This window comes from Variovorax sp. 10L426 (assembly GCF_056395305.1).
In genome coordinates this window covers 1-13,677 of the sequence record NZ_JBFTJF010000013.1, presented here as the reverse complement: position 1 = coordinate 13,677, position 13,677 = coordinate 1, and the positions used below count along the sequence as shown (strand labels likewise).

The following is a 13,677-nucleotide window of genomic DNA, read 5'->3' as shown; positions in this document are numbered from 1 at the left end:
CTGCGCCGGCCGACGGTTTGGGGCATTTGGGGGGTGCGCGCAACGCACCCGTTCGGGGGCTGCCGAAGCGACACGAAGTGCGCGCAGCCTGGGGGGGAGACTCTTGATCATGTTTGCCGCCGCGCACTATGCGGCATTGGCGGTCTTTGCCGCCGCCTGCTGGGGTTTCGGACGAGCACTGCTGGTGCGGCTCGGCGCGCCGGCGCGCCGGGATGTCTGGCTCGAGACGGCCATGGCCATCACGGCGGGCATCGGGATCTTCGTTTGCATCTTCCAGGCGTTCGCCATCGCGCGCCAGTTCACGGCCGGCGTCGTCGTGGCTTCGGTCGCGGTCGGCCTCGTCGCGGTGATCCTGCAGGTGCCCGCCTGGCTGCGGCAGGTGCGAGGGCGCGAAGTGTCGGCGCAGCTGTCCTGGCTCGAGAAGCTGGGTCTGGTCGTCATCGCACTGGTCGCGGTGCCGACGCTGATGGCACCGCTCGCGCCGCCGGCCGTCTTCGACGAGCTGATGTACCACATGCCCTATGCCCGCGAAGTCGCGGAGAGCGGGGCGCTGGGCATCTACGAGTGGCTCCGCTACCCCTGGTTTCCGTACAACTACAACCTTCTCTATGCCGGCGCGCTGCTCGTCGGCGACGACGTGTTTCCGCACTTCCTCAGTGCGCTCGCGGGCTGGACGTCGGTGTTGATCATCTATCGCCTGGGCGTGATGCACGTCAACCGTGTGGTCGCCTGCGTGGGCGCGGCGATCTGGCTGGGGATGGGCGACTACACCAGCGCGCTGATCGACATGAGCGTGGCGCTCTTCGTGCTCGCGGCTTGCGCGGCCCTGTGGTGGTGGCGCGAGTCAACGCCGCCACGCAGTGCACGCTGGCTCGCGCTGGCGGCCTTCTTCCTCGGCGTCGCGGCCGGCTCCAAGTACCAGGCGCTGACAGTGCTGCCGCTGCTTGGGCTGTTCGTGCTCTGGCACGAGCGCCGTCCGCGCGTGCTCGCGCTGGCGCTGCTGTGCTTTTTGATCCCGTGCGTGTACTGGTATGCGCGCAACGCCATCCAGACCGGCGATCCGTTCAATCCGATCGGCGCCCGCGTGTTCGGCTTCACCAACTGGAATGCGCAGGACTACCGGGTCCAGCTACAGGACGTGCGCGACCATTCCTCCCTGCCGAACGGGTTCATCTGGGCCGTGCTGGCCGTTCCCTTCAGTTCCTACTGGAAGCGCTCGCCCGCTGTGCGCGCGGCGCTGGTGTTCTGCGCCTATTCGCTGTTCGTCTGGAGCCTGACCTCGCGCTACCCGCGCTATCTGACGGCGGCCTTCCCGTTGCTGGCACTGACCGCTGCCGTGGGCTGGCAGACGATCTTCAGCGCGATCGCCGGGCGCCTGCGCCGGGCCATGCCCGAAAGCGACCGCAGCGGCGGGCTCGATCGCGCGGGGCGGTGGTTCGCGGTGATCCTTCTGGCCGCGGGCGTCGGCGTGATACTCCACCTGACCCGTGTGAAGGCGGCGATGGTGGCGGCCACGCCCGCGCAGCGCGAAGCCTTCCTGCGTGGCCGGGTTCCGGGGTATGAGGTCATGAAATACCTGCGCGAACACGCGACCGGCCGCGTCTACCAGGTCGCGCTCAGCGAGGCGACATACTACGGACCCAGCCCGGTATGGGGCGATGCGCTCGGGCCTTGGCGGTATACGGACTTCCTCCTGCTTCCGCCAGCGGAATACGCGCGCAAGCTCGCCGACCTGGGGTTCGAGGCCATGGCCGTGGCTTCCGGGACCGTGCCGGTCCTGGAAGCGCAGCCCGGGTTCCACGAACATTTCGCCTTGATGTACGAAAAGGACAATGCCAAGGCCTATCGGATCCTCGATTACAAGCATGACCGCAAACCCTGAACACCGCCCCTTGCGCATCGCCGCCGTCATCCCATGCTTCAACGAGGCGTTGGCGATCGCGCAAGTCATTGCGGAATTCCGCGCGGCGTTGCCGGAGGCCGAGATCCACGTCTTCGACAACAACTCCACCGACGACACCGTCGCGGTCGCCCGGGACCAGGGCGCGTCGGTGACGCACGTGGCGCTGCGGGGCAAGGGCAACGTGGCGCGCCGCATGTTCGCGGATGTCGAGGCGGACGTCTACGTGATGGTCGACGGCGACGCCACCTACGACGTGCGCGAGGTGCGCCAGCTCATCGGCATGCTGGTGGAGGGCAACCTCGACATGGTGGTCGGCTCGCGGGTCGACGACGGCGCGGACGTGCAGACCTACCGGCGCGGCCACCGCTTCGGCAACCGGCTGTTGACCGGCGCCGTCGCGGCGCTCTTCGGCGGGCACCTGACGGACATGCTCTCGGGCTACCGCGTGTTCTCCAGGCGCTATGCCAAGTCCTTCCCGGCAGTGTCGAAGGGCTTCGAGATCGAGACCGAACTGACTGTCCACGCGCTGGAACTTCGCATGCCCTTCGCGGAAGTGCCCGTGCTTTATCGCTCGCGGCCCGAGGGGTCGGAGAGCAAGCTCTCGACCTACCGCGATGGATGGCGCATCCTGAAAACCATCTGGAAACTGTTCGTGAGCGAGCGACCGCTGTTGTTCTTCAGTAGCGTTGCAGCGTTTCTGGTCTTGTTGTCGGTGGTGCTCGCGGAGCCGCTGGTCGTCACTTATTTCGAGACCGGGCTGGTCCCACGCCTGCCGACCGCAGTGTTGGTGACCGGCACCATGCTGGTGGCGATGCTGTCTTTCGTGTGCGGCGTGGTGCTGCACACCGTGACCATCGGGCGACAAGAGGCCAAGCGGCTGTGTTATCTCGCGATCCCGGGGGTGCGGCACCGCGCGGAGCCATGAAAGTCGGCAAGGAATTTCTGTCGTTCGCGGTCGTCGGCGCGATCGGCTTCGGCGTCGATGTCGGGGTGCTGTACCTGCTCGCGCCATACGTCGGGTGGTATGGCGCGCGGGTGGTCTCTTTCATCGCAGCTGCAACCGCGACCTGGGCGCTCAACCGACACTTCACCTTCAGGGAACGACGTTCAGGTGGATCGGTCCTGCGCGAATACGCGCACTACCTGCTGACCATGATTGGCGGCGCGTTGGTCAATTACTCGGCTTATGTGCTGACGCTGCATTGGGTCGGCGGCCCGCTGGCGCCGGCGCTCGGCGTCGCGATCGGGAGCTGCGCGGGCCTCGCGGTGAACTTCCTGTCGGCCCGTCACCTGGTGTTCAAGTAGAGCGGGCGGCGAGCTGGACGACCACTGGGATCTCGGTGGCTGGCGGTGTATTCCGGCTGCGACCGCATCGCACGAGTCCATCGATCATCACCATCCCGACACCCGGAATGTCGCCGAGCTGAACGCTTTCGAGCAGCGTCTTGCCGGCCGTGTGCTGCGCGCGGTCCATTAAGACGAAATCCGCGGCGCGGCCGACTTCGATCAGCCCGCAGTTGAGCTTGCGGATGCGTGCCGTGTTGCCCGTCGCGAAACAGAAGACCAGTTCGGCCGGAATGTTCGCGAGCGACGACAGCATCGAGACCATGCGCAGGATGCCCAGCGGCTGAACGCCCGAACCGGCCGGTCCGTCGGTGCCCAGGATGATGCGGTGCGGGCACTTGAGATCGAGCGCCGCCTTCGCCGCCGCGATGGCGACCCGCTCGTTGCCGTTGTGCACGATTTCGATCGCGCGCGACGACTTCTCGCACAGCTCGCACACATGCGCCTCGGGCAGCGAGGTGTGCCCGCCGTTGATGTGGCCGATGACGTCGGCATCGGCTTCGAGCACCACGTCCTTGTCGATCAGGCCCGACCCGGGGATCGACGGCCCGCCCGTGTGGATGGTGCTCTGGATGCCGTATTTGCGCGCCCAGGCCACCATCTCCTTCGCCTCGTAGCCGGCCTTGACCGAGCCCAGGCCGACCTCGCCGAGCAGCCCGACGCCGGCTTCGGCCATTTCCTTGAAGTCGCTCTCGACCATGCCTTTCTCGATCACCGGCGCGCCGGCCAGCACCTTCACGCCGCCGGGACGGAAGTTGTCGAAGGCGCGCTGCGCGGTGATGGCCAGCGCCTTCACGCCGACGATGTCCTTCGGACGGCCGGGCAAGTGCACTTCGCCGGCGGAGATCATCGTCGTCACGCCGCCGTTCATCGTCGATTCGATCCATCCAAGCTGGCTCTGGCGCGGGGTCCAGTCGCCGAAGACAGGGTGTACGTGGCTGTCGATCAGGCCCGGCGCCACGCAGGTCTTCCTGGCGTCGATGACGGTCTGCGCGCCTTCGAGGTCGCAGTCCTTTTCCTTGCCGATCGCGACGATCAGGCCGTCGTTCACCACGATGGTGTCGGCGTCGAGAATGGGCTTGTCGATATCGCCCGAGAGCAGCAGCCCTATGTTCCGGATGACGACCTTGCCCGACTTTGCGGCGGTTGCGATTTCTGCCATGTCTCTACCTCGTGGGGGGGTGTGGATTCTTCATCGGGAGCTCCAATGTCGACGGCGCGCAGCAGCGTCTCGATCACGAAGTTCTCCCAGTGCGTGACGGCCTCCGGCGTCTCCAGCGGCTCGCCGAGGAATGCGGTCAGCGTGTGCCGGTTCGACGTGTAGAAATAGCCGGTCGACGCGATCAGGAGGTAGAGATCGCGCGCAGCCACGTCGGCGCGAAACAGGCCCTGTTCGACGCCGCTGGCGACGATCTCCCGGATGATCGCGATGGCCCGCGACGAATACTCGCGCGCCCGCAGCGACTTCGCGATGTGCCGCCCCTTGTGCAGGTTCTCGGTGTTGAGCAGCGTGACGAAGTCGGGATTGCGGCGGTAGTAGCCGAGCACGAAGCGGATCACTGCCGTGAGCGACTCGACCGGCCGCGATGCATCGAGATCGAGCGCGGCCTCGGCATCGTCCATGCGCCGATAGATGCCTTCGAGCACCGCGATGAACAGGCCTTCCTTGCTGCCGAAGTAGTAGTAGATCATCCGGTCGTACGACTTCGCGGCCTTCGAGATCTTCTCGACGCTGCCGCCGTCGTAGCCGTACTTCGCGAATACCTTGGTCGCCGCGCGCAGGATGCTCTCGCGCGTGGCCTGCGCCGCCGCCTCGCGCACGCCGGTGCGGCGCTGGGGCTTGCCTGCTGATGCCTTCCGCTCGGTCATCGCCGGGGGGCTGTCATTTTTCAGCGAAGGCGCGCTCGACGACGAAGTCGCCCGGGGTCGAGGTGTTTCCTTCCTTGAACCCGCGGCCTTCGAGGATGTGCTTGAGGTCGACCAACAGGCCCGGGCTGCCGCACAGCATCACTCGATCTTCCGCAGGGTTGAGTGGCGGAAGGCCCAGGTCGTCGGTGAGCTTGTTGGTCTCGATCAGCTCCGTGATGCGGCCCATGTTGCGGAACTCCTCGCGCGTCACGGTCGGGTAGTAGAGCAGCTGCTTCTCGACCATTTCGCCGAGGAATTCATGCCTTGGCAGGTGGTCGGTCACGAGGTCGTGATAGGCCAGCTCGTCGATCTGGCGCACGCCGTGCACCAGGACGACCTGCTCGAACTTCTCATAGGTGTCCGGGTCCCGGATGATGCTCATGAACGGTGCCAGGCCTGTGCCAGTACCGAACAGGTAGAGGCGCTTGCCCGGCAGGGTGTAGTCGATCAGCAGCGTGCCGGTGGGCTTGCGGCCCACGATGATGGTGTCGCCCACCTGGATGTGCTGGAGCTTCGAAGTCAGGGGGCCTTCCTCGACCTTGATGCTGAGGAACTCCAGGTGCTCCTCGTAGTTGGGGCTCACGATGCTGTAGGCGCGCAGCAGAGGCTTGTTGTTGACCTTCAGGCCGATCATCGTGAAATGGCCGTTCGAGAAACGCAGGGCCGGATCGCGCGTGGTGGTGAAGGTGAACAGGCGGTCGGTCCAGTGGTGGACGCTCAACACACGTTCTTCGCTGAATGCACTCATAAGGGTCAGGAATGGTTATGAACGAAAAAGGGGATCCCCCGATTGTCGGTGAAGGACGCCCACGAAAACACCATTGCAAGCATCGGGCCTGTTTGCTACATTGATTCTCGTTAATGTAGTGATTGCCACATGAAAGTGTAGGGAATGCTACACAAACGTCCCTTCCGGCACAAGCGGGTTCCCGGCACAGATGTTGCACACCCGACGACCTTCCATCGAAGAGACCCTGACAAGACCCTACGAACCGATTGCCCGCGATGACCGAACACACGAAGACAGACGGATTGCCCGGCATGGACGTGCCGGTGATGCCCGAGGCCCTGGGCCGCTCGCCCCTGCGCAACGAGCGCATGAGCACCAGCAAGGTGGAATGCAACGCCTGCCCGGTGCTGTGTCAGATCTCAGACGGCCGCACGGGCGCGTGCGATCGCTATGCCAACAAGGACGGCGTGCTGGTGCGTGTCGATCCGGTCGTGCTGTTGCGGCGCGAATTGGCCACCGAATCGCCGGTGCTCGTTCCGTTCGCCAGGGACGGCGCGGACGCCGAGACGGAGAAGGCCGACCCCGACTGGAACGGCGATCTCCTCCTTTCCGACGAGGTTTTCGTGACCGGCGTCGGTTCGTCCACCACCTACCCCGATTACAAGCCTGCGCCCTTCATCGTCGCTTCCAAGGCGCAGGGCGTCGACATGGTGACAGTCGTGACCGAAGGCATCTTCAGCTATTGCAGCTTCAAGGTGAAGATCGACACCGACCGCTTCCTCGGCGCCGAGCAGGCCAATGTGCGTTACCGCGGCGAAGTGGTGGGCCATGTCACCACTGCGGAATACGGCTCGCAGATGTTGTCGCTCGGCGGCGTGCATCACCTCACGGGCGGCAGCAAGAAGGAAGGCCGCATGACGGCCGAGCTGATGCAACTGCTCGGCAACAAGAAGCCGGTGGAATGCGTGATCGACGGCGGCGCCAGCATGGTGGTCGAGGCGGGCAAGGCACCGATCGTCAACGGCATCGAGGAACAGCGCATGCGCGTGGGCTGCGGCTCGGCGGCCATCGGCATCTTCGCGCGGCAACTCTTCGGCCATGCCGATGAAGTGGTGGTGGTCGACGACCACATCACCGGCGTGCTGACCGAGCACCAGGCCGGCCGCTGCCTGGACATGCCGGCTTCGGGCATCCAGATGCGTGGGCGCAAATCGACGCCCGGACGCTATTTCCAGGTCGCGAATCCCGGCAACGGCTGGGGCGGCACCGACATCGACGATCCGCTGTCCATCATCGAAGGATGGGAAGAGGGCGTGGCGCGGCCGGGCCTGCGTCTGCTGATGACCTCGACGACCGGAGAGCACGCGCAGTGGTATGTGCTCGACGATGCGCTGAGGCCCGTCGAGCAGCAGATGCCGGCGGAGGTGCGCCGCATCGTCGAGCGCATCGGCGAGAACTGCGAGCCCTCGCTGTGCAGCGTGCTGTTCCTCGGCGGCGCCGGCGGCAGCTTGCGTGCAGGCGTGACGGAGAACCCAGTGCTGCTCACCCGCGCGATCAAGCGCGCGCTGGTCAACGTGACCTGCGGCGGTGCGCCGGCCTATGTGTGGCCGGGCGGCGGCATCACGGTGATGGCCGATGTGCTGCGCATGCCCGACAACAGTTTCGGCACCGTGCCCACGCCGGCCATCGTCGCGCCCATCGAGTTCAGCATGCGGCGAGAGGACTACGCCGCGCTCGGCGGTCACATGGAGCATGTTTTCACGCTTGAACAGGCGCTTGCACGCGGTGCCTGGCAGGAAGACGGTGCGCCGCTGTCGCGCCGGTGGCTGCGCGTGGACGCGGCCAATCCCTGGCCTTTGGGCCAGCCCCCGATGCTCGGCTAGAAATGACCGCCCAACGCACCGCGCTCGACGGCGGCCGCTGGCACCTCAACCACGGCCCGATCGACATCGTGGCCGAGGCGCATGGAGACCCGGTCGAGGTTGCCGTGGCGCACGAGCTCGCATGGCGGCGCTTCGGCACCGTGCTCGACGAGCTGGTGGCTGAGCTGCCCTTGCTGCGTCAGCCCGTAGGAACCGACTGCGCGCTACGCGGCGTCATTGCACGACGCATGTGGCAGGCGTGCGCGCCGTTCCGTGAAGGCTTCATCACGCCCATGGCTGCCGTGGCCGGCTCGGTGGCGCAGGAGCTCATCGGCTGCTATCAGCGTTCCGGCATCGAGCGCGCGTGGATCAACAACGGCGGCGACATCGCATTGCATCTCGCGGAAGGCCATTCCGTGCGCGTGGGGCTGTTCGCCGATCTCGCCCGATTCGACCTGCGAGACGCGGGCCCGCTCACGACCGACGGCCAGTTCGAAGTCACCGCCGCCATGCCGGTGCGCGGCGTCGCCACCAGCGGTTGGCGCGGACGAAGTTTTTCGCTCGGCATTGCCGACAGCGTGACCGTGCTCGCCGCGACCGCGGCCGAGGCCGATGCGGCGGCAACGGTGATCGCCAATGCGGTCGACGTCGAAGACCCGGGCATTCATCGCAAGCCGGCGAGCATGTGCAAGGACGACAGCGACCTCGGCGACATCCCGGTGACGACAAACGTCGAGACGCTGCCGCCCGCGCAGGTGCGCCGCGCACTGGATGCGGGCGCGGCGCGCGCCGAGGCGCTGCAGCGCCTGGGTCTCGTCAGCTCGGCAGTGCTCGTTTGTCAGGGGCAATGGTGCGCGGTACAACCCTTAAGCTCACAGGCTTCGATCGCTCCGCCGCAGCTCGGCGGCGGCATCGCGGACGATGCAGTTGGTTCAGTATTTGCTTAACGAAAAGCAGGACTACTTTTCATGATCGATATACGTCGTGTCTTCACCCAGGTCGAGCACATTCACCACGAGTTCGGGCCGCGCGCCGCAACGCCGCTGGTGCGTGGCGCGATCGCCGCGGTGCTGGCCAATCCCTTTGCGGGCCGCTTCGAGCCCGACATCCTGCCGATGATGAAACTGCTCGATCCGGTGGGGGTCGACATGGCGCACCGCCTGCACGCGGCAATGGACGTGCCTGTCGAGCGCATCGCCACCTACGGCAAGGGCGCGATCGTCGGCGCCGCCGGCGAACTCGAACACGGCGCCTTGTGGCACGTGCCAGGCGGCTATGCCATGCGCGAGCTACTCGGATGGAAGGGCGATCGCGATGCCTATCGCCAAGGCAAGGCCGAGGAGAAGACAGGCCAGCCCGGCAATGCGCTGTCGATCGTTCCGTCGACCAAGAAAGTCGGGCCGCCCGGCGCGACGCTCGACGTGCCGCTCACCAACATCAACGCAAGCTACGTGCGCGGCCAGTTCGACGCGATCGAAGTGCGCGTGCCCGGCGCGCCGGCGGCCGACGAGATCGTCTTCATCCTGGCGATGACCACGGGCTACCGCATTCACGATCGCGTCGGCGGCCTGCGCGCCGAAGACATCAGCAAATGGGATGGCCTGCGCTGAGCGCACCATTCGACTCCAGAGACAAGGAAGAAAACCCATGAGTGCCAACATCCGCAAGCTAGTCGTTCAAGTGGACGAAACCCGCAAGGAAATGGGACAGACCATCGAGCCGCCGACACGGCGCGCCGTCGCCATCGCGGTGATCGAGAACCCGTATGCCGGCCGCTACAGCGAGTCGCTCGACGAACTGATCGCCATCGGCGAGGAACTCGGTGCGCTGCTCGGCCAGAAAGCCGTGGCGGCGTTGGGCATCGAGCCAGGCAAGGCGCAGAGCTACGGCAAGGCGGCCATCGTCGGCGAGGCCGGCGAGCTCGAACATGCGGCGGCGATCCTGCATCCCAAGCTCGGTGCACCGCTGCGCACTGCGGTCGAGAAGGGCGCTGCGCTGGTGCCTTCCGCCAAGAAGCGCGGCACGCTCGGAACCGCCATCGATGTGCCGTTGGGGCACAAGGACGCGGCCTTCGTTCGCAGCCACTTCGACGCCGTCGAGGCGCGCGTGTCGGATGCGCCGCGCGCCAACGAGATCGTCGTCGCCGTTGCCGTGACCGACAGCGGCCGCCCGCTGCCACGCATCGGCGGGTTGCAGGTTTCCGAGATCAAAGGTGAAGACGGTCTCCGTTGAAGCCCTTCGCCACGTCATTCCATTTTTTTCGACCCCAAGGAGCTCTCGATGAATCAACTGCGCTTTGCCTTCACGGCAGCCGCCGTCGCCACGCTGTTCACTGCACTCGTTCCCGCGCATGCGCAGGGCGTGATCAAGATCGGCGAGATCAACAGCTACAAGGCACAGCCCGCCTTCCTCGAGCCCTACAAGAAGGGCATGGAACTGGCGATCGACGAGATCAACGCTGCCGGTGGTGTCAACGGCAAGAAGCTGGAGCTCATCAGCCGCGACGACAACGCCAACCCGGGCGACGCCGTGCGCGTCGCCGAGGAGTTGGTGTCGCGGGACAAGGTCGACTTGATTGCCGGCACCTTCCTGTCGAATACCGGCCTCGCGGTCGCCGACTTCGCCAAGCAGAAGAAGGTCTTCTTCCTGGCCGGTGAACCGCTCACGGACAAGCTCACCTGGCAGGGCGGCAACCAGTACACCGTGCGACTGCGCCCCGGGACCTACATGCAGGCCGCGATGCTGGTGCCCGAGGCCGTCAAGCTCAAGAAGAAGCGCTGGGCGGTGGTGTACCCCAACTACGAATACGGCCAGTCGGCAGTCGCCGCGTTCAAGCAGTTGATGAAGGCCGCCCAGCCCGACGTGGAGTTCGTCGCCGAACAGGCCACGCCCCTGGGCAAGGTCGATGCCGGCAGCGTGGTGCAGGCGCTGGCCGATGCCAAGCCCGACGCGATCTTCAATGTGCTCTTCGGAGCCGACCTGTCGAAGTTCGTGCGCGAAGGCAACACACGTGGCCTGTTCAAGGACCGCGAGGTGGTGAGCGTGCTGACCGGCGAGCCCGAGTACATGGACCCGCTGAAGGACGAGGCGCCCAATGGCTGGATCGTCACGGGCTATCCGTGGTACGGCATCACGACGCCTGCGCACAAGGCCTTCGAACAGGCTTACCAGGCCAAGTACAAGGACTATCCGCGGCTCGGCTCGGTGGTGGGCTACAGCATGATCAAGTCGGCCGCCGCTGGCATCGCCAAGGCCAAGTCCACCGACACCGAGAAGCTGGTCGCAGCCTTCAAGGGGCTGCCGGTCGATACGCCCTTCGGCAAGATCACTTATCGCGCTGAAGATAACCAGTCGACCATGGGCGCCTTCGTGGGCCGCACCAAGAACGACGGCGGCAAGGGGGTGATGGTCGACTACGTGTATCTCGATGGCGCCGATGCGAAGTACCAGCCTTCGCCTGCGGAGATCAAGAAATCGCGCGCTGCGGATTGACGTCGGGACAGGCGAGCCATGAGTTTTTCAGGTTTCATCGTCCAGCTGCTCAACGGCCTGGCGAGCGCGTCATCGCTGTTTCTCGTGGCGGCGGGCCTGTCGCTGATCTTCGGCGTCACGCGGATCGTGAATTTCGCGCATGGCTCATTCTTCATGGTGGGCATCTACATCGCCTACACGCTGGTCGACCGGCTGGGGACGGGGGTGGGGTTCTGGCCTGCGCTCGTTCTTGCGGCGGTGGCGGTCGGGGTGCTGGGTGCGTTGATCGAAGTGGTGCTGCTGCGCCGCATCTACAAGGCGCCCGAACTCTTCCAGCTGCTGGCGACCTTCGCGCTGGTGCTGGTGATCAAGGATGCGGTGCTGTGGCTCTGGGGGCCGGACGAGTTGCTCGGGCCACGTGCGCCAGGGCTTTCCGGATCGGTCGAGATTCTCGGGCGCCAGTTTCCGACCTATGACCTGTTCCTGATCGTCGTCGGTCCGGTGGTGTTGGGCCTCGTCTGGATGCTGCTCACGCGCACGCGCTTCGGCACGCTGGTGCGCGCTGCGACGCAGGACCGCGAGATGGTCAGTGCGCTTGGCGTCAACCAGGCGTGGCTCTTCACGGCGGTGTTCGCGCTCGGCGCATTGCTGGCGGGCCTCGGCGGTGCGCTGCAGTTGCCGCGCGAACCGGCGACGCTCGAAATGGACCTGAACACCATCGGCGCCGCTTTCGTCGTCGTGGTGGTGGGCGGCATGGGTTCGATTCCCGGCGCCTATGCGGCAGCGCTGCTCATCGCGGAGATCAAGGCGATCTGCATCTGGCTCGGGGTGGTCGATGTCTTCGGGCTCAGCATCTCGTTCTCGAAGCTCACGCTGGTGGTGGACTTTCTCGTGATGGCCGTCGTGCTGGTGTGGCGGCCGTGGGGGCTGTTCGGAAAACCGCAGGCGCCGAGCCGCTATGTCGGCATGCAGGAGGAACCGCTGCGCCGGCCTGGCAAGGTCTATCTGACTGCAGCGGCGGTGTTTGGTCTTGTGCTGGCGGTGGTGCCGTTCCTGACGGCGGATTCGCCGTACACGACGGTGTTGATGATCGATCTCATGATCGCCGCGCTGTTCGCGACCAGCCTGCACTTCATCATGGGGCCGGCGGGGATGCATTCCTTTGGGCATGCGGCGTACTTCGGGCTTGGTGCCTATGGGGCTGCGTTGCTGGTGCGCTCGAGCGGGATGCCGATGGAATTGGCGCTGATCGTTGCGCCGTTGGTTGCGGCGGCGGGTGCTTTTGTCTATGGGTGGTTTGCTGTGCGCTTGTCGGGTGTTTATCTGGCGATGCTGACCCTGGCTTTTGCGCAGATCACCTGGGCCATTACCTACCAGTGGGACAGCTTCACTGGCGGGAGCAATGGGCTGACCGGTGTGTGGCCTTCGGCATGGCTGTCCAACAAGAATGCCTATTACTGGTTGACGCTGCTGCTGGTGGGGCTTGGGGTGCTGTGGCTGCGGCGCGTGCTCTATTCGCCGTTCGGCTATGCGTTGCGAGCGGGGCGTGATTCGGCCTTGCGGGCTGATGCGATCGGGATTGATGTCAAGCGGATGCAATGGGCTGCGTTCGTGATTGCGGGGACTGCTGCGGGGTTGGCGGGGGCGCTCTATGCGTTTTCCAAAGGGAGCATTTCGCCGGAATCGCTGAGTGTCGGGAAGTCGGTTGATGGGCTGGTGATGGTGCTGCTTGGGGGGATTCAGACGCTGGCGGGGCCTATTGTTGGTGCCGTTACTTTCACCTGGTTGCATGACACTGTTGCGCGGAATACGGACTACTGGCGGGCGATGTTGGGGGGGATCATTCTGTTGCTTGTGCTGCTGTTTCCGCAGGGGATTGCGGGGTTTGCCAAGCAGCTGTTTGATCGGAAGCGTCATGTGGCTGAGGCGGCGGGGTTTGAGAAGGGGGCTGAGGCGTGATGCTTTGGGGTGTTGCTTTTGGGGAGGGTGGGGGCCGGGTCTCGCCCCGGCGGGCGACTTACTTTTCTTTGCTTCGCCAAAGAAAAGTAAGCAAAAGAAAGGCGACCCTGCTGTGGGCGTCCCTTCGCTTTGCTACGGGCAACTTGCGGTGCTCACTTTTCGCGGGGTCCGCGCGAAACTCGCTTCGCTCAAACACGCGCAGCCCTGATCCGCGAAAAGCTCCGCTCCTCAGCACCCCCAGAAGGGAGTGCTCGGGCCTTTGCTTCGCTCGGCCCACCGAATACCAACAGCCAACCCAACAACACAAGGACGCGCCACGGCGCGTTCTGCCTTGGTATTGGTCTTCGTGTCGGGGTCCCCTCTGTGCGTGCCGAGGAGCGCAGCTTCAGGCGGATCAGGGCTGCGTGTGTTTGAGCGAAGCGAGTTTCACGCGGACCCCGCCTGAAGCGAGCACCGCAGGTTGCCCGAAGCGAAGCGCAGGGACACGCACAGTGGGGTCG

General features: G+C 65.3%; 12 protein-coding genes. 9 read left to right on the top strand and 3 right to left on the bottom strand.

Translation table 11 applies throughout. From position 1 onward, the window contains the following. The first annotated feature begins 109 nt into the window (after window positions 1–109). From AC1DHL_RS19075 to AC1DHL_RS19065, 3 genes are read left to right on the top strand one after another with little or no spacing between them, the layout of a single operon-like run. Window positions 110–1,882, top strand: coding sequence for an ArnT family glycosyltransferase (locus AC1DHL_RS19075; protein WP_478162985.1), 1,773 nt, complete (start codon window positions 110–112; stop codon window positions 1,880–1,882). Next, window positions 1,866–2,828 (top strand): glycosyltransferase family 2 protein, encoded by a 963-nt coding sequence (locus tag AC1DHL_RS19070; RefSeq protein WP_478162984.1) that lies wholly within the window; start codon window positions 1,866–1,868, stop codon window positions 2,826–2,828. The genes AC1DHL_RS19075 and AC1DHL_RS19070 overlap by 17 nt, the downstream gene beginning before the upstream one ends. Beyond that, a complete protein-coding gene (locus AC1DHL_RS19065; RefSeq protein ID WP_478162983.1) occupies window positions 2,825–3,208 on the top strand; it encodes a GtrA family protein in 384 nt (127 codons plus the stop codon). The genes AC1DHL_RS19070 and AC1DHL_RS19065 overlap by 4 nt, the downstream gene beginning before the upstream one ends. Here the strand turns inward: AC1DHL_RS19065 and AC1DHL_RS19060 are convergent. From AC1DHL_RS19060 to AC1DHL_RS19050, 3 genes are read right to left on the bottom strand one after another with little or no spacing between them, the layout of a single operon-like run. Then, the gene (locus AC1DHL_RS19060) at window positions 3,201–4,409 is read right to left on the bottom strand and encodes an amidohydrolase family protein (RefSeq protein ID WP_478162982.1); all 1,209 of its coding nucleotides are present in this window, start codon (window positions 4,407–4,409) and stop codon (window positions 3,201–3,203) included. The two genes, AC1DHL_RS19065 and AC1DHL_RS19060, sit on opposite strands and share 8 nt — an antisense overlap. After that, entirely contained in the window at window positions 4,355–5,116 is a 762-nt protein-coding gene (locus AC1DHL_RS19055; RefSeq protein WP_478162981.1) for a TetR/AcrR family transcriptional regulator, read from the bottom strand. Before AC1DHL_RS19055 ends, AC1DHL_RS19060 begins: the two co-directional genes overlap by 55 nt. Before the next feature lie 13 nt (window positions 5,117–5,129). Next, the gene (locus tag AC1DHL_RS19050) at window positions 5,130–5,903 is read right to left on the bottom strand and encodes a ferredoxin--NADP reductase (RefSeq protein WP_478104313.1); all 774 of its coding nucleotides are present in this window, start codon (window positions 5,901–5,903) and stop codon (window positions 5,130–5,132) included. 257 nt (window positions 5,904–6,160) lie between these two features. Between AC1DHL_RS19050 and AC1DHL_RS19045 the strand changes: the two genes are divergently transcribed. From AC1DHL_RS19045 to AC1DHL_RS19020, 6 genes are read left to right on the top strand one after another with little or no spacing between them, the layout of a single operon-like run. Beyond that, window positions 6,161–7,768: a 6-hydroxynicotinate reductase gene (locus AC1DHL_RS19045; RefSeq protein ID WP_478162980.1), complete on the top strand. Its 1,608-nt coding sequence runs from the start codon at window positions 6,161–6,163 to the stop codon at window positions 7,766–7,768. A 2-nt stretch (window positions 7,769–7,770) separates the two neighbouring features. Then, complete coding sequence (locus tag AC1DHL_RS19040; protein ID WP_478162979.1) at window positions 7,771–8,694, top strand: UPF0280 family protein; 924 nt, start codon at window positions 7,771–7,773, stop codon at window positions 8,692–8,694. Window positions 8,695–8,715: 21 nt separating this feature from the next. Further along, window positions 8,716–9,357 carry an amino acid synthesis family protein gene (locus tag AC1DHL_RS19035; RefSeq protein WP_478162978.1) on the top strand — a complete coding sequence of 214 codons (642 nt, stop codon included), beginning with the start codon at window positions 8,716–8,718 and terminating at the stop codon, window positions 9,355–9,357. Between the two features lie 37 nt (window positions 9,358–9,394). Next, window positions 9,395–9,979, top strand: coding sequence for an amino acid synthesis family protein (locus AC1DHL_RS19030; RefSeq protein WP_478104319.1), 585 nt, complete (start codon window positions 9,395–9,397; stop codon window positions 9,977–9,979). A 48-nt stretch (window positions 9,980–10,027) separates the two neighbouring features. Next, the gene (locus tag AC1DHL_RS19025; RefSeq protein ID WP_478162977.1) at window positions 10,028–11,239 is read left to right on the top strand and encodes an ABC transporter substrate-binding protein; all 1,212 of its coding nucleotides are present in this window, start codon (window positions 10,028–10,030) and stop codon (window positions 11,237–11,239) included. Between the two features lie 18 nt (window positions 11,240–11,257). Further along, entirely contained in the window at window positions 11,258–13,177 is a 1,920-nt protein-coding gene (locus AC1DHL_RS19020) for an ABC transporter permease (protein WP_478162976.1), read from the top strand. Window positions 13,178–13,677: the final 500 nt, after the last annotated feature.

What these genes read in the sequence shown, in the direction of transcription:
- AC1DHL_RS19075 (WP_478162985.1), top strand. Translation starts at nt 110, where the DNA reads ATGTTTGCCGCCGCGCACTATGCGGCATTGGCGGTCTTTGCCGCCGCC.
- AC1DHL_RS19070 (WP_478162984.1), top strand. Translation starts at nt 1,866, where the DNA reads ATGACCGCAAACCCTGAACACCGCCCCTTGCGCATCGCCGCCGTCATC.
- AC1DHL_RS19065 (WP_478162983.1), top strand. Translation starts at nt 2,825, where the DNA reads ATGAAAGTCGGCAAGGAATTTCTGTCGTTCGCGGTCGTCGGCGCGATC.
- AC1DHL_RS19060 (WP_478162982.1), bottom strand. Translation starts at nt 4,409, where the DNA reads ATGGCAGAAATCGCAACCGCCGCAAAGTCGGGCAAGGTCGTCATCCGG.
- AC1DHL_RS19055 (WP_478162981.1), bottom strand. Translation starts at nt 5,116, where the DNA reads ATGACCGAGCGGAAGGCATCAGCAGGCAAGCCCCAGCGCCGCACCGGC.
- AC1DHL_RS19050 (WP_478104313.1), bottom strand. Translation starts at nt 5,903, where the DNA reads ATGAGTGCATTCAGCGAAGAACGTGTGTTGAGCGTCCACCACTGGACC.
- AC1DHL_RS19045 (WP_478162980.1), top strand. Translation starts at nt 6,161, where the DNA reads ATGACCGAACACACGAAGACAGACGGATTGCCCGGCATGGACGTGCCG.
- AC1DHL_RS19040 (WP_478162979.1), top strand. Translation starts at nt 7,771, where the DNA reads ATGACCGCCCAACGCACCGCGCTCGACGGCGGCCGCTGGCACCTCAAC.
- AC1DHL_RS19035 (WP_478162978.1), top strand. Translation starts at nt 8,716, where the DNA reads ATGATCGATATACGTCGTGTCTTCACCCAGGTCGAGCACATTCACCAC.
- AC1DHL_RS19030 (WP_478104319.1), top strand. Translation starts at nt 9,395, where the DNA reads ATGAGTGCCAACATCCGCAAGCTAGTCGTTCAAGTGGACGAAACCCGC.
- AC1DHL_RS19025 (WP_478162977.1), top strand. Translation starts at nt 10,028, where the DNA reads ATGAATCAACTGCGCTTTGCCTTCACGGCAGCCGCCGTCGCCACGCTG.
- AC1DHL_RS19020 (WP_478162976.1), top strand. Translation starts at nt 11,258, where the DNA reads ATGAGTTTTTCAGGTTTCATCGTCCAGCTGCTCAACGGCCTGGCGAGC.